The sequence below is a fragment of the Rothia uropygioeca genome (genome assembly GCF_004136585.1).
GTDB lineage: Bacteria > Actinomycetota > Actinomycetes > Actinomycetales > Micrococcaceae > Rothia.
This window is the reverse complement of record NZ_NOIR01000001.1, coordinates 86,467-112,624: the sequence shown is the minus strand read 5'-3', so window position 1 is coordinate 112,624 and position 26,158 is coordinate 86,467. Positions and strand designations below refer to the sequence as shown.

Sequence of the window (26,158 nt, the reverse complement as noted above, 5' to 3'; positions counted from 1 at the left end):
GGTTCTAGATCTGGTGGATGATGTATTCCCGAGCGATATCCGCAATCCTACGTTCGTTCGGAAACGAGAGTTTACGCCCCAAGTCGTCGATGTTGGACCAGGCGACGTCGATGGCCTCGTGATCCGGGTCCTTCTCCGTAGTCAGATACCCGCCCGTAGCTTCCAACAAGAAGTGGTGCACGGTCTTGTGGACGCGGTGCCCGGAAACCGTGAACCAATAATCAATGGAGCCCAAGGGTGCCAGCACATTTCCCGCGATGCCCGTCTCCTCTTCGATCTCTCGACAGGCGGCCTCCTCATTGGTCTCCTGACCCTCGGGATGGCCTTTGGGGAGGCACCATTCCAGACGTCCGCCACGGTTGATGCGGGCAATGATCGCTACGGGTTGCCCAGAGGTCTTCAGATCGACGACTATGCCCCCGGCAGAGACTTCTTCCACCGTGGGCAAGGGGGAAGGCGGGGTGAAAGCCCGCTTCTTCGGTGCCCGGGGTACTGGAAAAGTCATATGTCCACCTTACAGAGTTACTCCTTGACACGTGCTGAGAGCACGAGTGTGTGACCTAGACTCCGGGGTCATGTCCGCGCTTCGACCCCACTGATGCCGCGGTTTTCTGGCACGCTTTAAGGACTATGGTTAACCTCTTTGACAGCTCCTCAATTCACCCCGCAGCTCTGGACCTCGGAAAACTCTTCGAGGATCGGGGTTTTGAGCTGTCCCTGGTGGGTGGCCCCGTGAGGGATCTGTTCCTTGGATCGGCCGCGCTGGACCTGGACTTCACAACCAACGCGACACCGGATGAGACGCTCGACGTCGCCCGAGAATGGGCCGATGCCCACTGGGAGATCGGCAGGGCCTTTGGAACCATCGGGTTGCGCAAAGGTGACGCGATGATCGAGGTGACAACCTACAGGGCCGAGGCATACGACCCCGATTCCCGGAAACCGACGGTGGCATTCGCCAGGAGACTCGAGGACGACCTCTTCCGGCGAGACTTCACCATCAACTCCATGGCCTTGCGACTGCCAAGTCTTGAACTCGTGGACCCGTACGGCGGCATTCAGGACCTTTCGGCCAATATTCTGCGGACGCCGGGTACTCCCGAGGACTCTTTCTCCGATGACCCTCTTCGCATGATGAGAGCCGCGAGATTCGTTTCCCGGCTCGACATCGACCCGGCGCCGGAATTGGTTGCGGCGATGACGGATATGGCTGCTCGCATCGACATCATTTCCGCCGAGCGTGTGCGGGATGAACTGATCAAGTTGATCGTTGGCAAGAACCCGCGGCGCGGAGTCGAACTGCTGGTGAGCACCGGCCTTGCTGACTATGTTCTTCCCGAAGTGCCTGCCCTGCAGCTGGAGACTGACGCCCAACACCACCACAAGGATGTCTACGAACACTCCCTCACAGTGCTGATGCAGGCGAAGGATTTGGAGACTGACGATGACGGCCCGGTTCCGTCACCAGACTTCACTTTGCGTTTCGCCGCGCTCATGCATGACATCGGCAAACCGGGTACCCGGAAGCTCGAAGACAATGGCACGGTCAGTTTCCGACACCACGACGTCGTCGGCTCCAAACTGGTCAAGAAAAGGATGCGCGCTCTGCGTTTCGACAACGAGACGATCAAGAACGTTGCCCGCCTGATCGAACTCCACATGCGCTTTTACGGATACGGGGACGCCGGATGGAGCGATTCCGCAGTTCGACGCTACGTTCGCGATGCGGGCGACCAGCTGGAGAGGCTCCATAGGCTGACCCGCTCCGATGTGACGACCCGGAACAAGAAGAAGGCCCAACGGCTCGGCCGCGCGTACAACGACCTGGAACGGCGGATTTCCGAATTGGCCGAACAGGAAGAACTGGAAGCCATGCGACCGGACCTGGATGGTCAGCAGATCATGGATATTCTGGGCATTGCACCGGGACCTATGGTCGGCAAGGCATATAATTTTCTTCTGAATGTGCGGCTGGATGAGGGGAAGCTCGGTGAGGACGAGGCTGCGCGTCGCCTGAAGAAATGGTGGGCGGAACAGAACCGCGGCGGCCAGGAAATGGCTTAGCGCTCTACAGCTTGATCGCCTGAAACGGCAGAGAGTTTTCTCGGGATGGGGGCGTGTTCGGTCTTTTCGGGGTTTCCTCAGGAGTACAGCCAGCTCTACCCACATTCATACTCTGGTATGAAATCGCCCTCGTTGCTTGAGTTTTCAGGGAACGAGGAGGAATTTGCTTATAGGGTGGGGTGAGACGACGTTAGACCCGGGCTCTCCGGGTTAGGAAGGAGCCACCATGATCGAGGTCTCTGGCCTCTCCAAGCAGTATGGGTCCAAGCGCGCCGTTGACAACGTTTCTTTCACGGTTCAGCCGGGAAAAGTCACAGGGTTCCTCGGGCCGAACGGCGCCGGTAAATCCACAACGATGCGTATGATCCTCGGGCTTGAGAAACCCACAACGGGCAGTGCCCTTGTGGACGGTAAAAAGTACAGTCATTTGTCTTCGCCGCTGACCTCGGTCGGTGCGCTGCTCGAGGCACGTGCAGTCCATCCCCGGCGCAGCGGTGTCAACCATCTCCGTGCTTTGGCCCGCACTCACGGCATTCCGAATTCCCGTGTGGACGAAGTCATCGAAATCACCGGGTTGAGCAGCGCCGCGAAGAAGAAGGTTGGCGGCTATTCACTCGGTATGGGCCAGCGTCTCGGAATTGCCACGGCGATTCTCGGCGATCCCAGCACCGTCATTTTGGACGAACCGGTCAATGGTCTCGACCCCGAGGGTGTCATTTGGGTGCGCCAGATGGCGCGGTTCCTCGCTTCCGAGGGAAAGACCGTCTTCCTGTCCTCCCACTTGATGTCGGAAATGTCCCAGACTGCGGACCACCTGATCGTGATCGGGCAGGGCAAAGTCCTCGCGGACCAGCCGTTGAAGGAATTCCTCAATCAAACCGGCGAGGATCACGTTCTGGTTCGCACCGACAATCCGGAAAGTTTCGCGGAGGCCCTTCGACAGGATCAGGTAGCAGTCCAGAAGCAGGACGACGACGCCCTCCTCGTGAGCGCCAACGGCCGTGAGGTCGCTCAGCGTGCTCAGTCCCAGGGTGTCTTGCTGTGGGAGATCACTCCCCAGAAGGCCAGCCTGGAGCAGGTGTACATGTCCATGACCAGCGATTCGGTCGAGTACCGCTCTTCCGATCCGAATGCGGGTCTTGGCTCGGCGGCGGCCGGTTCGGTCGCAGACTCCGGCTCCGAAAGTGACCGGGCATCGGGCGGTGCACACACCGCGTCCAACCCGACGGTCGCTCCCGCCACCCAGGATGACGGCTACGAACCTGCCCACTCCACCGAACAGGCGACCCCCTGGAATCAGGAGGAGAAGTAAGCAATGAGCTCCACTGTAGAAACACATAATGCGCGGGCCGCTGAGCCCGCGCGCTCAAAAACTCCTAAGTACAAGTTGTCCTTCCTCGGTGTTCTGAGATCAGAGGCGCTCAAATTCCGTACCTTGGTATCCAGCTGGGTGCTGATGATCATTACGGCGCTGATCATGATCGGTTTCGCCGCGCTGACCGCGGTCCAGGCCATGGACTATGCGGACTCGTTGCATGACGCCATGACCAAGGGCAAAGAGATCCCCCAGTACTATCTGCAACTAGGTGACCCGGCCGAATTCGCACGCCAGGCAGTGGATTCGGGATACGTCTTCGGTTACATCATTCTTGCGTCGATGGCCGTGGTCTTCATTGCCTCAGAATTCGGCACGAAGTCGGTCATTTCGACCCTGACTGCGGCGCCCAAACGCGGAATGGTCTATGTGGCCAAGACCGTCCAGATCACACTCATCGCAGCGATCACAGCGATCGTCTCCGGTGTCCTGGCATGGGCGGTGAGCCAGTGGGTGCTCTCGACGTCGGACATGAATATCACGTTCGGTCTCTTCGAGGAACAGACCCTGATGAATATCCTCGGCCTGATCCTCGTGTTCGTGCTGACTGCATGGATGGGCATCGGCATCGGTGCGATTATTCGGAATAACGCGGGAGCAATCGTCATTCTGGTTGTTCTACTGTTCATCCTTCCGCTCCTTCTGATGCCGTTCCAGTGGGAATGGGTTCGGGACTTCCAGAGCTACATTCCGTCTGCGCTGACGGCCAACCTGACCAACCCCCTCGAACCGATGCAGGACCCGAAGTACGTTGCTTCCGGTGCCTGGTACGCGGTCTGGTGCGTCGTCCCGCTGATTCTGGGGTATTTCTCCTTCACCCAGCGCGACCCGAAGTAAACCGAGGTACCGGCGAAAGCGTCGGAATCTCACGAGCAATGGCGATGGGACCAACCCGTCGCCATTGCTGTATCTCTGTACACATGCGGACAGTGAACGACCGATCCAGGTTCAATTTTCAAGCGATACGCTGGTGACGCGACCAAAATCTTTACGGAGGAGGGCTATGAGCCACCCGAGGCCCGAACACCACACGCCGCAATACATGAGCGGAGGGCACAATCCAGGACCGGTCTACGTGGTGAGGAAAAGCGTGATCCTCTCCTACGTCCTGTGGTTTTTCCTGGGGATTTTCGGAATCCACAAGTTCTACCTCCGGGCGCCGTTCATGGGGATCTTCTACCTGATCCTCCACGGCCTGGGCTGGTTGCTGGCCCCGGTCATCGTCGGATACTTCTTCTTCATCCTTTTGGGATTGTTGATGTTCATCGACTTGTTCACGATCCCTTTCAGGGTCGGGATCATCAATGCGAGTGAGACGGCACGGATCAACAACAACCGACGGTTCTAGCCGGACGGGAGCGGCCTTCTCCGAAGCGGTACCGCTTTACGGCGCGGCGTCGTGAATTGGGTCCCACCATGGGTGCCAGGGAACGGCACGTGCTGTAAACTTGGTCAAGCCTGTGCCGACTCGGACAATCCCCGAGCGCGTAGGCAACGCACAAGCGAACCTCCTGCTACGGAAATACCGTAGCCGCCAAAGACCAAAGGAGGTGGGTTCAAACATGCGTGAATACGAACTCATGGCCATCATCAACCCCGAGGTTGACGATCGCGCCGTTGAGCCGACCCTCAACAAGTTCCTTGAAGTTGTCCGCAATGGCAACGGCACCATCGAGAACATCGACATCTGGGGTCGTCGCCGACTGGCCTACGAGATCCAGAAGAAGTCCGAAGGCATCTACGCCGTCGTCAACTTCACTGCTGAGCCCGATGTTGCCAAGGAACTGGACCGCGTTCTGAACTTGAACGAGTCCATCATGCGCACCAAGATCATCCGCCCGGAAGAGCAGAAGATCTCCTAAAGTTTCCACAAATTCGCCGGATTCGGCCCTTCCGGGTCGTCACCGGTGCTTGACTGGAAACAATATTCAATACGACTCAGGAGGTCATGATGGCTGGAGAAACCATCATCACGGTTGTCGGAAACCTCACCGCCGACCCTGAACTGCGGTTCACCCCCTCGGGTGCTGCAGTCGCGAACTTCACGATCGCCTCGACTCCGCGCGTTTTCGATCGTCAGAGCGGCGAGTGGAAGGACCAGGAAGCCCTGTTCCTTCGTTGCTCGATCTGGCGTGAGGCTGCGGAAAATGTTGCCGAATCCCTGACCAAGGGACAACGTGTCATCGCACAGGGTCGACTCAAAGCTCGGTCGTATGAAACCAAGGAGGGCGAACGCCGCACCTCAATGGAGCTGGACGTCGATGACATCGGCCCCTCGCTCCGTTTCGCCACAGCGTCGGTCAATCGCAACCAGCGCTCCGGAGGAGGAAACTTCGGAGGCAGCCAGGGCGGGCCCGGTGGAAATAACTTCAACCAGGGCAACGACGCGGGCGGTAACCAGGGAGGTTTCGGAGGCAACTCCGGAGGCTCCAATGGGTACGGCGGCAATGGATTCAACCAGGGCAATTCGCGAGGCGGCCAGCAGGCGCCCGCAGCGGATCCTTGGGGCCAGAACTCCGGAGGAAATTACGACTGGAGTGCTGGTCAGGACGACGAACCGCCGTTCTAAACCGGAGCGCACCCTCCGCATCATTTATTAACCCATCCCGCGGTGTGAAACCTGCGGGCTCCACAACAATTAAGGAGCACCACGATGGCTAAGGCTGAAATTCGCAAGCCCAAACCAAAGCAGAACCCGCTCAAGGCTGCTGAAGTCACCGAGATCGATTACAAAGACGTCGCTCTCCTGCGCAAGTTCATCTCCGACCGCGGCAAGATCCGTGCGCGTCGCGTCACCGGCGTGACCGTGCAGGAACAGCGCAAAATCGCACAAGCTATCAAGAACGCCCGCGAAGTTGCTCTGTTGCCCTACTCCGGCGCTGGCCGCTAAAGAGAAGGAGAGTAGAAGAACATGGCAAAGATCATTCTGACTCAGGAAGTCAACGGCCTCGGTGCCGCTGGCGACGTTGTTGAGGTCAAGGACGGCTACGCGCGTAACTACCTTCTGCCCCGCGGCTTCGCCGTGGTGTGGAGCAAGGGAGGCGAGCGCCAGATCGAGTCGATCCGTCAGGCTCGTTCCGCACGTGCGCAGCACAACCTCGAGGACGCACAGGCTCAAGCGGAGAAGCTCTCCGCAGCAACCGTGAGCGTTCCGGTCAAGGCTGGTGCAGAGGGTCGCCTCTTCGGCACCGTCAAGCCCGCCGCAATTGCGGACGCGATCGAGGCCGCTGGTCTCGGCTCCGTCGACAAGCGCGCCGTGACCATCGAGAACAACATCAAGAGGACCGGCCGCCACGTTGTGGCCGTTCGTCTTCATGAAGACGTTGTTGCAAGCGTCGAGCTGGACGTCGTCGCGTCCTAGTTCCATGAGCGGGGGTCGCGGGCGCCTGCATTAAAGCGCCGCAAACCCCGCATCATGTGATGCCCGGCATCTCCCCGCGGGGAGATGCCGGGCATCGTTGTATAACCGGTCCGCAAGGGCAAAGCTCGCCCTAAGAATCCCGTGAAAAGATGAGGTTATGGCGCATAGTGAGAATCAGACCGACTGGGACACGATGTGGGACGAGGCGAGCGACGACGCCCGTGCGGAGGGGGCCCGAGGTCGTTTCGCGTGGAACGGCCGAAAGAGGAAACGCTTGGACTGGTTGCCGAGCACCAAGCTGCTGGTCATAGCCACTGCGTTTTGGATCGGCGCGATCCTGTTGATTGTCCTCGGATTCGTTGCCGGTAACACCGGAACCAACTCATTCGTTCTCGGGTTCTTTCTGGTATGCCTGGTCGTTTCCTCGATTGCAGGAGCGTTCGCAAGTTTTCTCTCCCTCTTTGGGCTGTTCAAGTACAGACGCCGCAAGATCCTCAACCTGTTGCTTCTGATCATCTCGATCGTGACCAACCCGCTCATCCTGATCATGGTCGCCACGACCGGGGTCGCCTGAGGACTGGGCGAGAGGAAATAGCCATGACACGTATCGTGATCGCTTGCGACAAGTTCAAAGGATCGGCCACGGCATCCGATATCTCCGGTGCATTAAGCCGCGGGATTGTTGGTGATCTGGGTCCGGGTGTAGACATCGTGCCGGTTCCCGTGGCAGACGGGGGAGACGGAACCATAGATGCCGCATTGTCTATATCCTATAAAAAGCATATATGTTGCGTTTCCGGCCCGTATGGCGTCCCCACGGAGGCTGCATACGCTTTCGACCCCGTCAGCCGGACCGCGGTCCTCGAGGTGGCCGAAGCCTGCGGGCTTCGACTGGTGGATGCTCACGGGGTCGACTCCGGGGCCATTGATGGCACCACCGCCAGGACGGACGGCGTAGGCCAGCTCATCTCAGCCGCTTTGGACCAAGGCGCTCGTAAGATCATTCTGGGGCTGGGCGGAAGTGCCACCTCCGATGGCGGCGCAGGCATGCTGGCCGCTCTGGGCGCACGGTTGCTCACCCGAGAGGGAGCAACCGTTGATCCGAGTGGTGCCGGCCTGGCCGAGATCGCGTCCGTCACGTTGGAGGGCTTGGACGATCGGATAGCAGAGACCGAATTCATCATCGCCTCTGACGTCACCAATCCGCTCTGCGGAGCCGAAGGGGCCGCGGCGGTCTACGGGCCGCAGAAGGGTGTAGGAGAGGACCAGGTTCCGGCCCTGGATGCTGCCCTAGGTCGGTATGCCGAGCTCATCGAGGAAGCGATGGGGGCACAGCCCGGGGCCTTCTCTTCGATTTCGGGAGCAGGAGCTGCAGGCGGTCTTGGTTTCGCCTCGACTGCCGTCCTCGGCGGCGCGATGCAGTCTGGTGCCGATCTGGTCCTTGACCTGGTGGGGTTCGACGACGCTCTCAAGGGTGCGGATCTCGTGATTACTGGGGAGGGACGGTTCGATTCTCAGACCCTCCAAGGAAAGGCGCCCGCCCGAGTATCCGAGCGGGCTCGCGAGGCCGGGGTGAGAACCGTCGCAGTGTGCGGAACATCGGACCTATCCGATCAGCAAGTTCGTTCCGTCGGGATCGAAGAGCTCTTCGCGCTGACCGATGTGGACCCGGATGTCCGGCGCTGCATTGCCGACCCGCTTCCGCTCATGGAGGACCTGGGACGGAAAATAGCCACAAGGCTCTAGGGCGCGAACGGTAGACTACTTGTGGATAACTTGGGTGCAACGGGTTGATTTCGAACCTTCAACCCTCAAGTGAGAGGTGAGGCTAGGGAAGGATGTCGATAGTTATACACAGGCTGTGGGCGTCTATTTCCGCGAGATTCCGGGCTTCGAGTCTTGCTATCTTGAATTACCCACAGGGTTGTCCCCAATACCTCCACAACACGAAGAGCTTTATGCACAAGTTATCCACAGGGCTAAGATTCCTTGGGGGAGAAGAGGGATTTCGAAGCCTCGACCGTATCCATATTTTCTGGCGGATGGGACGGGTTCTCGTCCCGGAACACCTGAGAATCCGGCGAACAACGCCCCAGCACTGCACAGAGATTCCGGAAGCATGAAGACCAACCGAGTACGTAGTCTTGGCCGTCCCGGCCGAGAAGAGGAGACCAACATCGATGTCTGAAGCGGTCCAGGAACAGGATTTCGGGCGCACCCCGCCCCAGGACAATGTCGCTGAGCAGTCTGTGCTCGGTGGCATGATGCTTTCCAAGGACGCCATCGCCGACGTCGTCGAAGTACTACGCGGCGTGGATTTCTATCGCCCGGCGCACGAGTCCATATACGACGCGATTATCGACCTTTACGGCAAGGGGGAGCCCGCCGACGCCATCACGGTCGCTGACGAACTGACCAAGCGCAGTGAATTAAGTCGTGTGGGCGGGGCCGCCTATCTCCACACCCTGATTTCTTCGGTGCCCACCGCCGCAAACGCCGGATTCTATGCCGATATCGTTCGAGAACGGGCTGTACTGCGGCGGCTCGTCGAAGCCGGTACCAAAATCGTCCAATTGGGCTATTCGCAAGATGGCGAGGTCGACGACGTCGTCAACCAGGCCCAGGCCGAGGTCTATCAGGTTGCCGAGAGAAGAACTTCCGAGGACTACGTGATCCTCAAGGACATCATCGGTGAGACGGTCGAAGAGATCGAAGCCAATGGGGACAAGACCGACGGCATGCAGGGCGTGCCGACGGGATTCTACGAGCTGGATGAACTCACACACGGTTTGATGGGCGGCCAGATGATCGTCGTCGCGGCACGACCCGCCGTGGGCAAGTCAACGCTCGCCTTGGACATTGCGCGGTCGGCCTCCATCCACCACAGCATGGCCAGCGTGATTTTCTCTTTGGAGATGTCCCGCAACGAGATTGCAATGCGTCTCTTGTCCGCCGAGGCGTCCTTGAATCTTTCCGACCTGCGACGAGGTTCTCTGGAAGACAGCCAGTGGTCGAAGATTGCCGAGGTCATGGGGCGAATGGACAAGTCCCCGCTGTTCATCGACGATTCGCCGAATATGTCCATGATGGAGATCCGTGCCAAGTGCCGCCGTCTGAAGCAGAAGAACAATCTTCAGTTGGTGGTCCTGGACTACTTGCAGCTCATGTCCTCGGGCAAACGCGTTGAATCCCGTCAGCAGGAGGTCTCGGAGTTCTCGCGTTCGCTGAAACTCCTTGCGAAAGAACTCGAGGTTCCGGTGATTGCGCTGTCGCAGCTTAACCGTGGTTCGGAACAGCGCAATGACAAGAAACCCATGATTTCGGATCTTCGTGAGTCCGGTTCGATCGAGCAGGACGCCGACATGGTCATCCTCCTGCACCGTGAGGACATCTACGACAAAGAGTCACCGCGTGCCGGCGAGGCCGACGTGATCGTGGCGAAGCACCGTAACGGTCCGACCAAGACCATTACCGTCGCCTTCCAGGGCCACTACTCCAGGTTCGCGAATATGGCCAACGATGGGAGCGGGTTCTAGGTAAATGACCTGCACTGTATGACCCAGCCACACGGTTGCATACGACGACCGCGACGCGTCGAATAGACAGATTTCCCAGACTATTGGTCTGGCTCCCAATCGCAGGCTGGAAGCGAGGTGCAGAACGTCGAAGCAACGAAGTTCCCGGGGAGATCGGCCAACTCAGATCGCACCGCCGCAATCGGCACACTCGTCAAGAGGTGTTCTCACGAGCCCACCGGGCGTCGGCACAGAGACATGGTTCTTGTGCCCGGTCGGAAGGTGGATGACGGTGGGCCTCCCCAGTATTTCGGTTCGCTGGCCTTACGATGTGTAACTATCTCAACGAGTTTCAGGTCGCACGGAGGGACAACCCCATGACTAGCCAGGATCCCGGTTCAAAGACCGTGGTGGAAGACATCAACCGGTACAGCAATGACACTCGACGCTGGACCGCCGAGGCCATCAAGGCGGTCCAGGCCGATGCTCAGCGTTCGGCCGACACGCACATGATCCGTGTACCGTTGCCCGAAGAGTGGGGCGTTGACCTGTACCTCAAGGACGAATCCAGCCACCCGACGGGGTCCCTCAAACACAGGCTGGCACGGTCCTTATTCCTGCATGCCCTGTGCAACGGCTGGATCCGCCCAAACAAGCCCGTGGTCGAAGCATCCAGCGGATCGACCGCGGTCTCGGAGGCCCACTTTTCCCGCCTGATCGGCGTCCCCTTCATTGCCGTGATGTCGAAGACGACGAGCGTTCGTAAGGTAGAGCTGATCGAGTCCTACGGTGGAAAATGCCACTTTGTGGACAGCCCGGACCAGGTCTATGCCAGGGCCACGGAGCTGGCCCGCGAGACGGACGGGCACTACATGGATCAATTCACCTACGCCGAGAGGGCCACCGACTGGCGGGGGAACAACAACATCGCCGAATCGATTTTCAACCAGCTACGGCTGGAGCCGCATCCCGAGCCCGCATGGATCGTGGCTACTGCGGGTACCGGCGGTACGTCGGCCACACTGGCCAGGTACGTTCGATACACCGGGCGCTCGACGGGTATCTGTGTGGCGGATCCGGACAACTCGGCCTTCTTCGCAGGATGGCGGGACCAGAACCCGGATGCGACCACGGACAAGGGCTCGCGGATCGAGGGAATCGGTCGTCAACGTGTTGAGGCCAGCTTCATGCCCGCGAGTATCGACCGCATGATGCACATCCCGGACGCCGCCAGTGTTGCGGCGATCCTTCTGCTCGAACGGCTCATCGGCCGCAAGGCGGGTGGCTCAACGGGTACCGGGCTCTATGCCGCCCTGAAGATCGTCTCGGACATGGTGGCCGCGGGGGAGCGCGGCAGCGTCGTCTCCCTCATATGCGATTCCGGCGACCGCTACCTCGACAAGTACTACAACCTCGATTGGCTGAGTGACGCGGGATTCGACGTTGAGGTCCATAGTGCGCGGCTCGAGGAATTCATGCGTACGGGCCGGCTCTAACTCTATTTGGCCTTGGGCGCCCGCGGGGTCAGTCCTGATCGGCCACCGTCTCGTGGGGCGCGGGTAATCGCCCCCATGCAGCCAGTGCGGCTCGAGGCGTGGGAAGTGCGGGCGCCGGTTCGCAGAGCAGTCCCGCAGGATCAGGCGAAGGGTGCCGAGACCTCATCGAGATGCGACACTTCGGCGTCGTCCAGATCGAGAGACGCCGCCGCCATCACGGCCGGAAGTTGGTCGGTATTGCGGGCGGAAGCGATTGGAGCCGTGATTCCCTTTGCGAGCAGGTATGCCAGGGCTACGCTCGTGACCTCGGCGTCGTGATCCGCCGCTACCTCCTCCAGTGCGGATACGACCTCGACTCCGCTGTCGAGGCTCGCGTTCGCAAAATAGTCGTCGATCATGCCTTTGCGGGCTGCGCCTTCGAGGTCGCTCTTGCTGTGATACTTACCGCTGAGGAATCCCGAAGCCAATGCGAAGTACGGGAACACCGCAGTCTCGTACTTGCGAGCGATCGGGGCATACTCCTGTTCGAAGCCCTTGCGCTTGAGCAAGTTGTAGTGAGGCTGAATTGCTACGGGCACGGTCAGTCCCTCAGCCGTCGCGTATTCGAACCAGCGGTTCATTCGTTCAGGGCTGTAATTCGACAGACCGATGTTCTTGGCCTTACCCGACTCCACGATCTCGTGGTATGTCCTGGCCTGGTCCTCGATCGAGACGGATTCGTCGTCGAAGTGCGCGTAGAACAAGTCCACGTAGTCGGTGCGGAGCCGCTTCAACGAGTCATCGATAGCCGCGAAAACTGTTTCACGAGCCTGACCGGAATGCTCAGGGTGGCTGCCTGCCTTGGTCGCGATGACGACGTTGCCCCTGTTGTCCCGAGCCTTCAACCACTCGCCGAGTACCGTCTCTGATTCGCCGCCAGAGTGACCTTCGGCCCATGCGGAGTAGACGTCGGCCGTATCAATGAAATTGCCGCCTGCGGTCACGAAGGCGTCCAGGACATCGAATGACTGCTGCCGGTCCGAAGTCCAGCCGAAGGTGTTGCCACCCAGATTGATGGGGAAGACGGAAAGGTCGGTACGGGGGATGCGCTTGAACTCAGCCATGGATACTCCTTTTAACCAGAAACTAGGTCCTTCACGGGAACAACGATGTGGTGCGCGACAAATATTCCGGAGCCTCCCGGAAACTACGCCTCGTCGAAGAGGATGATTTGGCGGACGGCCTGGCCGTTGGCCAGTGTATCCATGGCTTCGTTGATATCCTCCAGCTTGATCCGGTCGGAAATCAGCTCGTTCACGGGCAGCTCGCCTTTTCTCCACAGCTCCTCGTATTTGGGGATATCGCGGGACGGCACCGCGGATCCGAGGTAACTGCCGACTACGGTGCGCGCTTCCGAAGTTAGCAATAGGGGATGGATGACAGATTCTGCCTCAGGGTGAGGCAACCCCACCGTGACCGTGCGCCCGCCCAACGCCGTGGAGTTGAAAGCGGTCTCGAAAGCTTTGGGATGACCGGCCGCTTCGATCACGAGGTCGGCCTTGATCGACTGTTCCATGATTTCCTCGGGGGTATAGGCGGCATCGACCCCCAGCTGGCGGGCTCGGGTCAATTTGTCCGGATTGGCGTCCACCCCGATGACACTGCCCTTCTTGAGGCCGATAGCGGTCAACAGTGCGGCAATCCCGACACCACCGAGTCCTACGACCATGATCGAGTCGCCGTCCCGAGGTTCGCCCGCATTGATGACGGCGCCTCCGCCGGTCAGGACCGCGCACCCGAGAGGAGCGGCCGCTTCCGGCGGAAGGTCCGAACCGACCTTGACTACGCTCGCCTGATTGACGACGGCATGTGTGGCGAAAGCCGAAACGCCGATGTGATGGAAGACATCGCCGCCCTCGGGATCGTGGAGGCGAATCTGTGGGCCGCCTCCGGGAAGATATCCGGCATTATTCGATTCCAGGCCCCGGCTGCACGGCAACTTGCCGTTGGTTTGGCAGTTCTTGCACTCTCCGCATCGAGGCAGGAACACGGTGACGACATGATCGCCGGGCTCCAGTTCGGTGACTCCTTCGCCGATTTCCTCCACGATCCCCGCGCCCTCGTGACCCAGCAGCATCGGTACGGGTCGGGGGCGGTTTCCGTCCACGACGGACAGATCGGAATGGCAGACGCCCGCTGCGGTCATGCGGAGCAGCACTTCGCCTTCTTGGGGCGGATCCAATTCGAGCTCGCGGATGTGCAGAGGGCGGGACTGGGCGAATGGTCCTTGGGCATCCGACGTCGTGAGTACGGCTCCGCGGATTTTCATGCTGATTCCTCCATTGGCTATGTTGTTCCAGATCACACGCTACTCCCGTGAAACCGAGGTGCTCGGCACACATTGACGGGCCGGGCGAATTGGTAGAGCCCCTTATGGCTCCGATATTCTGCAAGCCCAGTACTCATCAATCACAGAGGTCAGTATGTCGAGTCCCGTCATTCGTTCAGCCGTTCCGGAGGACATCGCGGAAATCCGTCAGCTCATCGTGGAGCTTGCGGTGTACGAAAAAGAGCCGGATGCCGTGAAACTTACCGAGGAAAAGCTGGCGAACGATGTTTTTGCTGAACATCCGGCCGTTTTTGTGTACGTCGCCGAAGCGCCTGCAGGTTCGGGTCATCGAATCGACGGCTTCGCCCTGTGGTTCCTGAACTACTCGACCTGGGAAGGAGTCCACGGAATCTACTTGGAGGATCTCTTCGTTCGTGAAGATTCCCGGGGCTCCGGCGCTGGTAAGGCGCTATTGCGCAGCCTGGCACAGACGGCCATCGATCGAGGATACAAGCGCGTCGAATGGTGTGTCCTGAAATGGAACGAACCGTCGATTGGCTTCTACAAGAGCTTGGGTGCCTTCCCTCAGGACGAATGGGATACGTACAGGTTGACCGGGGACGCGCTGGAGCAGTTCGCCCAGTCGTGACGATCCCCGCGGGTCGTGCGTCTATCCCGCCTGGATGACGACGTTCTCCGCTTCCGTGGCCTCTTTGGTCTTTCCTCCGTGGGTTCGCAGGACCAGATAGATCAGGAGCATCATGACTCCTGAAGTGACCCCGAAAATACCGAAGGCGACGAAGCCCCACTTTTCCAATCCGAGAGCGAAGAGCTGCCCACCCATCCACGGCCCGAACACTGCACCGAATCGACCCATGCCTGTCGTCAGTCCAAGCGCAGTGGCGCGGGACTCCGTCGGGAACACGTGAGAGACGGCCGCATAGATCATGATCTGCGCGCTGAACAAGAAGATTCCGGTGACGAAGACAAGGACGTAAGTGACCAGCATGCTCGACTTGATACCCATGGCGCAGACACCGACCGCAGTGAGGAAAAACCACAGCATCGAGACTCGAACCGGGCCCCACTTGTCCGATATCTTGCCAGCGACGAGCGTACCCACAATTCCACCCGCGTTAATGAGGCACAACAGCACCAGAGAGTTTCCGAGATCGAACCCCAGGGACTCCATGAGCGAAGGCAGCCACGTGCTCATGCCGTAAACCAGAAGAAGTCCGCCGAAAGATCCGAGCCAGAACAAGAGCGTCACGACGGCGTTGCGGCCACGGAACAACTTGGCGAAGTTCTGGCCGAAAGTCCCCCCGCGTTTCTTGATGGTCGTTTTTTCGAGCGGGACGATCAGATCGAAGCGTTCTGCGAGGGCTCGCGCCTTGTCCATGCGGCCCTTGGCGACGAGAAATGTGGGCGATTCGGGCAACATTGCAAGAACCAGGGGGACCAGCACAATCAAAGGGAGGACGCCAACCCAGTAGATCGAACGCCACCCCAATGTGGGCAACATGTACAGGCACAGCAAGGGTGCGACGATTCCGCCGGCTTGGTGCGCGGTCATCACGAGGCCCACGGAGAAATTTCGTACGCGATCGGGGGCAAATTCGGAGACCATCGCGATGGCCGTCGGAAGCAAGCCGCCGAGCCCGAAACCGGCGATCGTGCGCCATACCCCGAATGTCGTGGCGGTCGCGGCAAGGGCACACCCCGCTGAAGAAACCGAAAAGATCGTCGAGCACAGAATGATGCTCCAGCGGCGCCCGATCGTATCCGCAATGACGCCGATGGCTAGGGCGCCAACTAGCATGCCGAAGGTCGCGAAGGAACCGATATTTCCGGCGTGCGCCGCCGTCATGTGGAATCCATCGTCGGCCGTCATGGTCGGGATGGTCGACCCGTACATGAATGTGTCGATGCCGTCGAAGAAGATGGCTACCCAACACAGGGACAGAACTATGGTGAAGGCCCTGTTATTGGTAATCCGCTGTGTGCGCGGTGCAAGGTCGTGAGTCGTCATGAGATCCCCTTCAATACATGAGCCTCCTCCTTGAGGCCCTGGGGATACGAGTCCTCTCACGTGGCTCGCCAGAGGTTCGCATCGAGGATCAGTGAATCAGGACACATACATATTGTCAACAATTTAGTTAACTATGCGAACACCCGTGGGCGAGTTCAGATATCGGTGGCCCTGATGGCCTCCGCGACGCTGTCGAGATGACGACTCATCGCCAGTGAGGCGGCGTCGGGGTCATGGCTGCATATGCCCTCGATGATCGCAAGGTGCTGAGGCAAGGATGTGCTCGGGCGGCCCGGGTGGTTCGAGAGTCTGAATTGGTATCTCACAGCTTGGCCGCGTAGCCGTTTGATGGTCTCGGCGGCGGTCCGCTGCCCACTCATGTCCATGATCAGCGCGTGGAGTTCTTTATTGCACTGAGAATATTCGTTGAGATGTCCCGTCTCGACCGCCTGGGTCATCCGTTCCGCAATGGAGCGCAGTTCGCAGATGTTCTCACTGGTCGCCTTTTCGGCGGCCTTCCTGGCGCACATGGCCTCGATCGCGCCGCGAACCTCGGTGATTTCGACGGCTTCGTTGACTGACACGGCTCGTACTCGGGCCCCTCGATTCTGAACACGCTCGATCAAGCCCTCCACGCTCAGCTCGGACAGGGCGATGCGAACATTGCCGCGTGAAGCACCATATTCTTCGGACAAATCGGCTTCGACAAGCCGCTGGTTGGGAACCAGCTGGCCGGAGATGATCGCCTCTCGTAGCAGGCTGACCAGCTGTGGGGCTGAGGTGGACGGGGTGCGTCCTGTGCTTCCTGGGGCATATTTCGTTTTTGTCACAGCTGAGCTGTCCTCCGGCAAGGCGGCTCTCCTTCTGGTCACACAATCTCTCAGATCGTTCCAGTCTACCGCGTGCATCGCGCAATCGTTTGCAGAATTGTAAACAATAAGGTTTACGATGTACGCTCATGTAATCCACATCGCATCTGCGGGGTAATCCCCATGACAAGGAGGTCAGCTCAGATGCCTGAAACCTTTACCAAAACTCCGGGCTGGCTTGACTGGGAACCCAACCCCAGCAATCCGACCTTCGTGATGCCGCCCGGCGCGGTGGACGCTCATTGTCACGTATTCGGCCCAGCGGCAGAGTTCCCCTATGCACCCGAACGGAAGTACACGCCGTGCGATGCGGGGAAGCGGGACCTTCAACGACTGCGGGAGAAACTCGAGCTTTCGCGGAACGTGATCGTCCAAGCGACCTGCCACGGCCGTGACAACTCGGCGTTGCTCGATGCGCTCGAATTCTTCGGAGACACTGCCCGTGGCGTAGCCACGGTGGGGCCCGAAATCACTCAGCAGAACCTCGCAATGATGCATGAACGCGGAATCCGCGGTGTGAGGTTCAATTTCCTCAAGCGACTGGTCGCCAAGGATCCATCCGATGACCTGGTGACTGTCGCCTCGAAGATCAAAGAATTCGGCTGGCATATCGTGGTGTACTTTGAGCCGGATTCGCTGCCGGATATCGAGTCGCTGCTGGAGAAGATCGACGTACCTCTGGTCATCGACCACATGGGAAGGCCCGAGGTCTCCGCAGGAGACAAGTCTTCCGAATTCGAAAAATTCTTGAGTTTCGTCGACAGAACCGGTTCCTGGGTCAAGGTGAGTTGTCCCGAACGCCTATCCGCGGAGGGGCCTTTCGCCCGAGACGGTGCAGAGCAGATCTACACCGACGTCGTGCCCTTCGCGCGACGAGTCATTGACGAGTTCCCACAGAGAGCCCTGTGGGGGACCGATTGGCCCCATCCCAACCTGAAAACGCACATGCCGGACGACGCCGTGCTCCTCAATTACATTCCTCTGATTGCAGGAACGGGTCGATCCCAGCAAGCCTTGTTGGTCGACAACCCGAGAAACCTCTACTGGGCGGACAATGTCCTCGGAAACGAGGACTGATGCAGACAGCAAATTCGATCCACCGGATCAACCGACTGCCCGTCTCCCGGTTCCACAAGACCATGATCGCTTTGATCGCGGTTGCATACTTTTTCGAGTTCGCCGACATCAATACCTTCGCTGCCACGGCACCTGAGCTCAGACGGGTTTGGGGGCTGTCGGTGCCCCAGGTCGGCTATATAACCTCAATCGCCTTCGTCGGCATGTTCCTGGGATCGCTGGTCGGCGGTTGGTTGGCTGACAAATGGGGACGCAAGTTTGCGTTGATCAGTACTACGGTGTGGTTCTCGGTGTTTTCCCTGTTGACGGCTGCGGCTTGGGACTTCACTTCAATGGCCGTCCTCAGGTTCCTCACCTCGGCCGGATTGTCAGCCATGACGGTCATCGCCGTCATCTACGTCAACGAGGTATTCCCGGCCAAAGTCCGCGGGCGGTACCTGGCATACGCGATGGTCATCGGAATCTGTGGAACGCCAGTGACCACATTTATTGCGAGCTTCGTGGTTCCGTTGAGCGATTCCAGCTGGCGGTTGGTTTATCTGTGGGGTTCACTCGGTGCCATTCTCATTTTCGGCTTCAAGGCTCTCGTGGAATCCCCGACCTGGCTCGAGAGCAAAGGCAAGCTGACAAAAGCAGAAGACGTCCTGCGGCGCATGGAGGAACAGGTAGCGGCAACCGGCGTATCCATACCTGATCCGGCCCCGCCGCAAGAGGAAGTGAGGCGCTCGGAGAACACCCCTCTTCGAACGCTGTTCCGTAAGCGATACATCGGGCCCCTGCTCGTTTTGTCCATCCTGTGGATCACGCAGACCGTTGGGTTCTTCGGCTATTCCAGTTGGGCCCCGACTTTGCTTGCAGACCAAGGATTCCGGGTCGAAAAGTCAATATTCTACGTCGCGCTGACGACTATCGGCGCTCCCCTCGGCTCCCTGCTGGCGGCACTGATCACCGACAAATTCGAGCGCAAATGGTTGCTTGTGATCTTCGGCGTCGTCATCGGTCTGTGCGGGCTGCTGTACGGCTTGACCTTCAACCCAATCATGATCGTCGTCTTCGGATTCCTGGTGAATATGTTCGAACGCGGATACACATCATTTGCGTACGCCTACTCTCCCGAACTCTTCGATACCCGGACTCGTTCGTTGGGAACTGGCATCTCATATGGGATAGGGCGACTCTCGAACGCACTCGGGCCTTTGATCATTGCAGCAATCTACGGGTCCTCGGGGTACTCCTCCGTTTTCTTCTTCATCGCCGGAACATGGATTTTCGGAGCGATTGTTTTGGCCCTGTTCGGCCGAAAGACTCGGGTTCGACCTACTGACCAACCGGAAACGACTAGTGAGGAGTTATCACTGTGACCATTGCCAACGTGTCCAAGCCGGTCTCCGGTTCCCAGACGGTCATCCCCACACTGTTCATGCGTGGTGGCACGTCACGCGGACCGTTCTTCTATGCACCCGATCTCCCTACCGAGCGAGAACTTAGGGACCGGGTACTCGCAGCCGTGATGGGCAGCCCCCATCCCCTTCAAGTGGACGGTATCGGCGGGGGACACCCCCTGACGAGCAAGGTCGGGATCGTGAGCGCCTCTCACGAGGATGGGGTGGACCTCGACTTCACCTTCGCGCAGCTCCAACCAGGCAATACGGGGGTTCAGACCACCGCGAACTGCGGAAATATGCTCTCGGCTGTGGTTCCCTATGCGCTGGAAACTGGCCTCATCACACCCGCGGACGAGACGACGACCGCGGTAGTTCGAACCCTCAATACCGGATTGGTCGCCGAGATCACCGTCCATACCCCACGGACCGAGGACGAAAACCGTCAGAACTTCGAGGTCGCGTACGAAGGCGATACCGCGATCGACGGAGTCGGTGGAACTGCCTCCCCGATCGAGATCATGTTCCGCGACACCGAAGGTTCGGTGGCATCGGCGCTCCTGCCCACGGGGAACGAGCGCGACACCGTCGTTTTGGACTCCGGACAGGAACTCGAGACGACCATGATCGACAACGGCCAACCCATGGTCCTCATCCGTGCAGGCGACGTGGCGCGGTCAGGTTACGAGGACCCGACTGAGCTCAATGAGGACGCCGCCTTGAAAGCCCTCCTTGAAGAGCTGCGATTGAAGAGCGCAGAGCGCATGGGTTTGGGAGACGTGCGGGACAAGAGCTACCCCAAGATGACACTCATCGCGGAACCCCGCAATGGAGGTGCGTTGTCCACGAGGTGCTTCATACCTCACGTGGCTCATGAGTCCATAGGCGTTCTGGCAGCGGTGACCGTTGCGACGGCCGCATGCATGGACGGAAGTGTGGTCAGCGGACTGGCGACACCCGGTGATGGGCTTGAACGCGTTTTATCGATCGAGCATCCCAGCGGCGAATTCCTCGTTGACTTGGAGCTTTCCGAAAACGGCCATGTGCAGCGTGCAGGCATTACCCGGACAGCTCGCCTGCTGATGTCCGGGCACGTATACGTACCCCAGGCTGTGTGGAATCCCGCAGACGGACAATCGCAAACGGAAGAGAGAACATCATGATCATCGATTGCCACGGTCACTACACGACAGCCCCCGCGGCTCTGGGGCAGTGGAGAGAACAACAGATCGCCGCGCTCGACGGCGGTCCGGAGCCCGATCCGGGTGGCCCTTCGATCTCTGACGAAGAGATCCGCGAAAGCATCGAGGGCAACCAACTTCGCCTCATGAACGAGCGGGGAATCGATCTGACGGTCTTCTCGCCCAGGGCCTCCTTCATGGCGCATCACATCGGAGACTTCGAGACCTCCTCCGTCTGGGCGCGCATCTGCAACGACCTCTGCGCGCGAGTCGCAAGACTCTACCCCGAGCGTTTCGCTCCTGCTGCGATGCTGCCCCAATCGCCCGGAGTCGACCCCACAACATGTGTGGAGGAAATCGATCGATGCGTGGAAGAGCACGACATCGTCGCGGTTAACCTCAGCCCGGACCCGTCGGGTGGACATTGGACCTCACCGCCGCTCACGGACGAATCATGGTTCCCGATCTACGAGAAATTGATCGAACACGAACTGCCCGCAATGATTCACGTCTCGACGTCGATCAATCCTGCGTTCCACACCACGGGCGCCCACTACCTCAACGCTGACACCACGGCCGTGATGCAACTGATCCAGGGCGATCTGTTTTCTCGATTCCCCGAACTGAAACTCGTTATTCCTCACGGCGGTGGAGCGGCCCCTTACCACTGGGGTCGTTTCCGAGGGTTGGCGCAATCACTCGAAAAACCGACTGTGAACGAGCACTTGCTGAACAACGTCTTCTTTGACACCTGTGTCTATCACCAGCCCGGTATCGATGAGCTTCTCTCCGTTATCCCGCGTCAGAATGTCCTGTTCGCCTCGGAAATGATCGGAGCCGTACGAGGCGTGGATCCCGAAACGGGTCATTACTTCGACGATACGGCTCGCTACATTGCAGCGGCACCGTTGAACGATGAGGAACGTGCAGACATCTACGAACGCAATGTTCGGAAGGTCTACAAGAGGTTGGACCGCCGCATCGGTCAGAACACCGCAATGGAAGAGAAAGGGAAAGTGCCCCATGTTTGATCTCGGAGTTGTCCACACCGCTATTGAGCGTCCCGACGCGAAGGATGTCGAAGCGCTCAGCGCGTTCGAAGTACCCACGATCCACGAGGCCATGGGGCGCGTGGGACTCCTGCGCCCTTATATTCGGCCCATTTACCCCTCGGCGAAGTTGTGCGGACCGGCAGTGACGGTCCTGCTTCAGCCGGGCGACAACTGGATGCTGCACGTTGCCGCGGAACAGGTGCAGGAAGGGGATATTGTCGTCGCCGGTTGCACGACCGAGAGCGAAGACGGATTCTTCGGTGAGCTGCTGGCGACGTCGATGCGCGCCCAGGGTGCCAAGGGCCTCGTCATCGACGGCGGCTGCCGGGACACCAGAGAACTCGAAGAGATGGACTTCCCGGTCTTTGCCCGAGCGATCCACTCCAAAGGAACCATCAAGGCGACACTCGGCTCCGTCAACGTTCCCGTCGTGTGCGCGAATGCGCTCATTCATCCGGGAGACGTGGTGGCTGCCGACCACGACGGCGTGGTCGTTGTCCCGAAGGACCGTGTGAAACAGGTGGTCCGTGCAGCCCAAGAGCGAGAAGACCGGGAAGAGGCCAAGCGCCAGAAGTTCCGGGAAGGAACACTGGGACTTGACCTCTATTCCATGCGCGAGCCGCTAGAGGCGGCCGGGCTGACGTACCTGGACTGACTGCCGGCAAGAGGAAGGACATCTCATGGCCGAGATGGAGAACTTCGACCTCTCACACGTGGGAGCCGTCGAACTGTTGACACCCAAATTTGAGGAGAGCCTCTGGTTCTTCCGGGATCTGCTGGCGATGCGCGTGATCGCCCGCATCGGTGACTCCGCGTATCTGAGATGTTGGGACGAATACGAGAACTACACGATCAAGCTCACCTCGTCCAGCACGAACGGTGTCGGCAGAACCCTCTACAGGGCAACGAGCCCGGAAGCCCTCGAACGCCGCGTCGCGGCGATCGAAGCCACAGGTTTGGGGCACGGATGGAAGGAGCCTGAGGCCGGGGTGGGGCCTTCTTACGAATTCGAGGATCCGGACGGACACCTCATGGCCATCTACTACGAGACCGAGCATTACGTCCCGGACATCGAGGACCAGCCTGCGCTCAAGAACCAGGCTTCCGCCTTCCCAGGTCGAGGAGTCAACGCACGGCGCCTGGACCACATCAACTATCTCGCCAAGGACGTCAACGCCGCCGGGGAATTCTGGCGCGACGTCATGAAGGCCCGCGAATCAGAACGAGTCCGGCTGGATTCCGGCGGATACGGTGCCTGGTGGTTCAGATTCCATCAGAAGTCCTACGACGTGGTCTATTCCGAAGACTGGACGGGCGAGCGCGGTCGATTCCACCACCTTGCCTTCGCTCCGGATACCCGCGAGGACATCCTGAAAGCCGCGGATATCTTCCTGGAGAACGGTATCTTCATCGAATACGGCCCGTACAAGCACGCCATCAACCAGACGTTCTTCCTGTACGTGTGGGAGCCCGGCGGCAACCGCATCGAATTGGCCAACGCCGGAGCGCGTCTGATTCTCGACCCCGACTGGCCGGTTGTCGAGTGGACGGAAACCGAACGGGCCAAGGGTCAAGCATGGGGTATGAAGACCGTGCCTACTTTCCACACCCACGGAACCCCTGATGTCGAGAATCAGGAACAGATCGACCGCGAAGCGATGGACGGCATCAAGCATGAAGAGGTCAAGGAGGTCTATACGGACTGACCACGGTACGGTGCCGAGGAAGAAAAGCCGTGGCGGGCCTGGCTTGCGCCCTGTTAAGCGGTTCGATGACAGTTGGAAACGCGGCGGGAGTAGCCTGGAACACGACCATATGAGTCGCCGATCACAAAAACCGGCGGCTCATATGGTGTTCCTCCACCGACGAAAGGAATTTCGCCACATCATGTCTTCCTTGTCCGAACAGATCGCCGCCATCATCGCGAGTAACGAAGCGGAGATCATCTCTCTGCGCAGGGAACTGCACCAGATCCCCGAGCCCGGTCTCCACTTGCCGCAGACCAACGCCCGGGTTCGCCAGGAATTCGAGTCGCTGGGAATGGAAATCACGGATGCCCGCCAGGTTTCCGGTTTCACGGCGGTTCTGCGGGGAGGGGCGGGAGCGAAAACGCCGCTCGAGAAACGACCGACCGTGTTGCTGCGCGCCGACATGGATGCTCTTCCCGTAACGGAGGAGACGGGTCTGACCTGGGCTTCGACCAATGGAGCCATGCACGGTTGCGGGCACGATATGCATATGGCCGGCATCATCGGTGCTGCCCGGGCATTGCACGCCGTCCGGCAGGAGCTTGCCGGCGACGTCGTCTTCTTCCTTCAACCCGGCGAAGAAGGCTGGGACGGCGCGCAACATCTGATCGACGAAGGGCTCCTCGAATCGGCAGGGCGCCTGCCGGATCACGCATATGGCTTGCACGTGTGGTCCGCGCAATATGCCCAAGGAACCATCACCTCCAAACAGGGAGCCCTGATGGCTTCCTCGGACACGATCATCGTTCGCGTGCACGGAGTGGGCGGTCACGGCTCCGCACCTCACAAAGCATTGGACCCGGTCCCGGTGGCCGCGGAGATGGTGACTCAGTCCCACGTTCTGGTCACCCGGGAGTTCGATGTTTTCAATCCGGTGGTCGTGACCTGCGGAAGCCTGGTCGGAGGTTCGGCGGCCAACGTGATTCCCGATCACGCAACCGCGAAATTCACGTTGCGAGCCTTCGACACCACAACTCGTGAGCGCCTCATCCAGAATCTCGTCCGGCTCTTCGAGGGCATCGCCTCCGCCCACGGAACCACGTGCGAGATCGAGACCAAGAAGCTGTACCCGGTCACAACCAACCACGACGAAGAGACGGACTTTCTCTCGAAGGTCACCGAGGACGCCTTCCCCGGCCGGTGGTCAGAACTGGCGAAACCGGTCGGCGCCGCGGAGGATTTCTCCAAGATCCTCGAACGCATCCCGGGCGCTTTTGCTTTCGTCGCTGCCGTGGATCCGGACAAAGACCCGGAAACCGCCGCGTTCAATCACTCACCCCACGCAACCTATGACGATTCGGTACTGGACGACTGCTCGCGCTTGCTCGCGGAGTTGGCCATCCGGCGTCTGAACTCCTGAGCACGCGAACCCCGCACGTCAGACACCGCGAAAGGACGACCATGAGTTCTCCGAGCACAGCGACTGCACCCCCTCCGAGTCAGCAGTCGCACGCAAAAACCCTGTTGGGCACCGGAATCGGCAATGCCCTGGAATGGTTCGACTGGAATATTTACGCGAGCTTCGCGGTATATTTCTCGACCCAAGTTTTCAACGACGAAAATCCTCAATCCGCTTTCCTCGAAACCATGGCCGTGTTCGCGGTCGGGTTCGTTGCCCGTCCGTTCGGCGGGTTTCTCTTCGGGTTCTTGGGGGATAGATGGGGGCGAAAGCGCTCGCTGACTCTGGCCGTGGTGAGCGCGTCAGTCGGTTCCCTGATCGTGGCCGTCTGTCCCACCTATGATCAGGTGGGTTGGCTCGCTTCCGCTCTGTTGCTCATCGGCCGTCTCATCCAAGGACTCTCACACGGCGGCGAGTTGCCCGCCGCCCAAACTTACCTTTCAGAACATGCACCGCGCGAAAAGCGCGGACTGTTCGCCAGCTCGATATACGTGACTGGAACCCTAGGTCTGATCTGCGGTCTGGTGCTCGGCCTTATCCTTCAGGGTCTCTTGACCGAAGACCAGATGGGGTCATGGGGGTGGCGCGTGCCTTTCCTTGTCGGCGCGTTGCTCGGCGTCGTCGCCATTTGGATCCGCTCCTCGATGGAGGAGTCTGAGCTATTCACTGAGCATATGGAAGCCGTGAAACAGCACGAGGTCAAGAAGGAGAACATCCTGATTGCGGTGCTGAAGAATTGGCGAACCGGGCTACAGGTGATCCTGATGACCGGTGGGCTGACGATTGCCTACTACGTATGGTCGGTCTCGATGGCTTCCCTGGCCACCACGACCTTCAACTACGACTCGAAAACTGCGTTCACCGCGTCCCTGATCGGAAACGTGGTGTTCATTATTGTTCTGCCGATATGGGGCGCGTTGTCGGACAGGATCGGACGGAAACCGTGCATTCTGATCGCAATGATCGGAAGCATGGTTCTGTGCATTCCGATGATCGCCCTGGCTTCCGGAGGTGAAGCCTGGCAGCTGGTTCTCGCCATCAGTATCCAGCTGATTCTGTTGGCTGGGTTCCTGAGCCATGCGCCTGCGACGTACGCGGAAATGTTCTCCACAGACCAGCGTACGGCCGGGTTCGGCGTACCGTACTCGATTGCGATCGCGGTCTTCGGGGGCACTGCCGGTTACGTGCTCACCTGGTTGGGGGACCCGTACAAGTTCGCGATCTACTCGATGATCTTTCTCCTCATTTCCGCGCTGACGGTGCTGACCCTGCCCGAAACCAAAGGCAAGGACCTGCGGTAAG

The 26,158-nt window shown here is 59.5% G+C and carries 26 protein-coding genes; 21 read left to right on the top strand and 5 right to left on the bottom strand.

What is annotated here, in order from left to right; all coding sequences use genetic code 11:
- Positions 1 to 4 precede the first annotated feature (4 nt).
- The gene (locus EWR20_RS00480) at positions 5 to 505 is read right to left on the bottom strand and encodes an NUDIX hydrolase (RefSeq protein ID WP_129358263.1); all 501 of its coding nucleotides are present in this window, start codon (positions 503 to 505) and stop codon (positions 5 to 7) included.
- A gap of 125 nt (positions 506 to 630) precedes the next feature.
- On the opposite strand from EWR20_RS00480, the gene EWR20_RS00475 reads away from it, so the two are divergent.
- The 12 genes from EWR20_RS00475 to EWR20_RS00420 all read left to right on the top strand — a co-directional run bounded on the left by EWR20_RS00475 (position 631) and on the right by EWR20_RS00420 (position 11,811).
- Positions 631 to 2,064: a CCA tRNA nucleotidyltransferase gene (locus tag EWR20_RS00475; RefSeq protein ID WP_129358262.1), complete on the top strand. Its 1,434-nt coding sequence runs from the start codon at positions 631 to 633 to the stop codon at positions 2,062 to 2,064.
- Positions 2,065 to 2,290: 226 nt separating this feature from the next.
- Positions 2,291 to 3,376, top strand: a complete 1,086-nt coding sequence (locus EWR20_RS00470; protein ID WP_129358261.1) for an ABC transporter ATP-binding protein — start codon at positions 2,291 to 2,293, stop codon at positions 3,374 to 3,376.
- Positions 3,377 to 3,379: 3 nt separating this feature from the next.
- Positions 3,380 to 4,276: an ABC transporter permease subunit gene (locus EWR20_RS00465; RefSeq protein ID WP_129358260.1), complete on the top strand. Its 897-nt coding sequence runs from the start codon at positions 3,380 to 3,382 to the stop codon at positions 4,274 to 4,276.
- A 166-nt stretch (positions 4,277 to 4,442) separates the two neighbouring features.
- A complete protein-coding gene (locus tag EWR20_RS00460; RefSeq protein WP_129358259.1) occupies positions 4,443 to 4,787 on the top strand; it encodes a TM2 domain-containing protein in 345 nt (114 codons plus the stop codon).
- A 214-nt stretch (positions 4,788 to 5,001) separates the two neighbouring features.
- On the top strand, positions 5,002 to 5,301 hold the full coding sequence (gene rpsF / locus EWR20_RS00455; protein WP_129358258.1) for a 30S ribosomal protein S6: 300 nt from the start codon (positions 5,002 to 5,004) through the stop codon (positions 5,299 to 5,301).
- Positions 5,302 to 5,390: 89 nt separating this feature from the next.
- Positions 5,391 to 6,008: a single-stranded DNA-binding protein gene (locus EWR20_RS00450; protein WP_129359351.1), complete on the top strand. Its 618-nt coding sequence runs from the start codon at positions 5,391 to 5,393 to the stop codon at positions 6,006 to 6,008.
- Between the two features lie 84 nt (positions 6,009 to 6,092).
- The gene (gene rpsR / locus EWR20_RS00445) at positions 6,093 to 6,329 is read left to right on the top strand and encodes a 30S ribosomal protein S18 (protein ID WP_048680746.1); all 237 of its coding nucleotides are present in this window, start codon (positions 6,093 to 6,095) and stop codon (positions 6,327 to 6,329) included.
- 21 nt (positions 6,330 to 6,350) lie between these two features.
- Complete coding sequence (rplI, locus tag EWR20_RS00440; RefSeq protein ID WP_129358257.1) at positions 6,351 to 6,800, top strand: 50S ribosomal protein L9; 450 nt, start codon at positions 6,351 to 6,353, stop codon at positions 6,798 to 6,800.
- A 157-nt stretch (positions 6,801 to 6,957) separates the two neighbouring features.
- Positions 6,958 to 7,374: a hypothetical protein gene (locus tag EWR20_RS00435; protein WP_129358256.1), complete on the top strand. Its 417-nt coding sequence runs from the start codon at positions 6,958 to 6,960 to the stop codon at positions 7,372 to 7,374.
- A gap of 23 nt (positions 7,375 to 7,397) precedes the next feature.
- On the top strand, positions 7,398 to 8,546 hold the full coding sequence (locus EWR20_RS00430; protein ID WP_238147492.1) for a glycerate kinase: 1,149 nt from the start codon (positions 7,398 to 7,400) through the stop codon (positions 8,544 to 8,546).
- 434 nt (positions 8,547 to 8,980) lie between these two features.
- Positions 8,981 to 10,336, top strand: a complete 1,356-nt coding sequence (gene dnaB, locus EWR20_RS00425) for a replicative DNA helicase (protein ID WP_129358255.1) — start codon at positions 8,981 to 8,983, stop codon at positions 10,334 to 10,336.
- Between the two features lie 356 nt (positions 10,337 to 10,692).
- On the top strand, positions 10,693 to 11,811 hold the full coding sequence (locus EWR20_RS00420) for a PLP-dependent cysteine synthase family protein (protein ID WP_129358254.1): 1,119 nt from the start codon (positions 10,693 to 10,695) through the stop codon (positions 11,809 to 11,811).
- A 140-nt stretch (positions 11,812 to 11,951) separates the two neighbouring features.
- Here EWR20_RS00420 and EWR20_RS00415 read toward each other — a convergent pair whose 3' ends face one another.
- A complete protein-coding gene (locus tag EWR20_RS00415) occupies positions 11,952 to 12,914 on the bottom strand; it encodes an aldo/keto reductase (protein ID WP_129358253.1) in 963 nt (320 codons plus the stop codon).
- Between the two features lie 83 nt (positions 12,915 to 12,997).
- Positions 12,998 to 14,119: an alcohol dehydrogenase catalytic domain-containing protein gene (locus tag EWR20_RS00410; RefSeq protein ID WP_129358252.1), complete on the bottom strand. Its 1,122-nt coding sequence runs from the start codon at positions 14,117 to 14,119 to the stop codon at positions 12,998 to 13,000.
- Positions 14,120 to 14,273: 154 nt separating this feature from the next.
- Here EWR20_RS00410 and EWR20_RS00405 point away from each other — a divergent pair, with 154 nt between their 5' ends.
- Positions 14,274 to 14,768: a GNAT family N-acetyltransferase gene (locus EWR20_RS00405; protein ID WP_129358251.1), complete on the top strand. Its 495-nt coding sequence runs from the start codon at positions 14,274 to 14,276 to the stop codon at positions 14,766 to 14,768.
- Positions 14,769 to 14,789: 21 nt separating this feature from the next.
- Here EWR20_RS00405 and EWR20_RS00400 read toward each other — a convergent pair whose 3' ends face one another.
- Positions 14,790 to 16,148 carry an MFS transporter gene (locus EWR20_RS00400; protein ID WP_129358250.1) on the bottom strand — a complete coding sequence of 453 codons (1,359 nt, stop codon included), beginning with the start codon at positions 16,146 to 16,148 and terminating at the stop codon, positions 14,790 to 14,792.
- A gap of 155 nt (positions 16,149 to 16,303) precedes the next feature.
- The gene (locus EWR20_RS00395) at positions 16,304 to 16,978 is read right to left on the bottom strand and encodes a GntR family transcriptional regulator (protein ID WP_238147491.1); all 675 of its coding nucleotides are present in this window, start codon (positions 16,976 to 16,978) and stop codon (positions 16,304 to 16,306) included.
- A gap of 183 nt (positions 16,979 to 17,161) precedes the next feature.
- On the opposite strand from EWR20_RS00395, the gene EWR20_RS00390 reads away from it, so the two are divergent.
- The 8 genes from EWR20_RS00390 (at position 17,162) to EWR20_RS00355 (ending at position 26,157) form a co-directional block, all read left to right on the top strand.
- A complete protein-coding gene (locus EWR20_RS00390) occupies positions 17,162 to 18,094 on the top strand; it encodes an amidohydrolase family protein (RefSeq protein ID WP_129358248.1) in 933 nt (310 codons plus the stop codon).
- The gene (locus EWR20_RS00385; RefSeq protein ID WP_129358247.1) at positions 18,094 to 19,455 is read left to right on the top strand and encodes an MFS transporter; all 1,362 of its coding nucleotides are present in this window, start codon (positions 18,094 to 18,096) and stop codon (positions 19,453 to 19,455) included. Before EWR20_RS00390 ends, EWR20_RS00385 begins: the two co-directional genes overlap by 1 nt.
- Positions 19,452 to 20,639: a 4-oxalomesaconate tautomerase gene (locus tag EWR20_RS00380; protein ID WP_238147490.1), complete on the top strand. Its 1,188-nt coding sequence runs from the start codon at positions 19,452 to 19,454 to the stop codon at positions 20,637 to 20,639. The genes EWR20_RS00385 and EWR20_RS00380 overlap by 4 nt, the downstream gene beginning before the upstream one ends.
- Positions 20,636 to 21,688, top strand: a complete 1,053-nt coding sequence (locus EWR20_RS00375) for an amidohydrolase family protein (RefSeq protein WP_129358246.1) — start codon at positions 20,636 to 20,638, stop codon at positions 21,686 to 21,688. The genes EWR20_RS00380 and EWR20_RS00375 overlap by 4 nt, the downstream gene beginning before the upstream one ends.
- Positions 21,681 to 22,364 carry a 4-carboxy-4-hydroxy-2-oxoadipate aldolase/oxaloacetate decarboxylase gene (ligK, locus tag EWR20_RS00370; RefSeq protein WP_129358245.1) on the top strand — a complete coding sequence of 228 codons (684 nt, stop codon included), beginning with the start codon at positions 21,681 to 21,683 and terminating at the stop codon, positions 22,362 to 22,364. Before EWR20_RS00375 ends, ligK begins: the two co-directional genes overlap by 8 nt.
- A gap of 25 nt (positions 22,365 to 22,389) precedes the next feature.
- Entirely contained in the window at positions 22,390 to 23,415 is a 1,026-nt protein-coding gene (locus EWR20_RS00365) for a VOC family protein (RefSeq protein ID WP_129358244.1), read from the top strand.
- A 181-nt stretch (positions 23,416 to 23,596) separates the two neighbouring features.
- Complete coding sequence (locus EWR20_RS00360; protein ID WP_129358243.1) at positions 23,597 to 24,817, top strand: M20 metallopeptidase family protein; 1,221 nt, start codon at positions 23,597 to 23,599, stop codon at positions 24,815 to 24,817.
- A 41-nt stretch (positions 24,818 to 24,858) separates the two neighbouring features.
- Complete coding sequence (locus EWR20_RS00355) at positions 24,859 to 26,157, top strand: MFS transporter (RefSeq protein WP_129358242.1); 1,299 nt, start codon at positions 24,859 to 24,861, stop codon at positions 26,155 to 26,157.
- The last annotated feature ends 1 nt before the right edge of the window (position 26,158 follow it).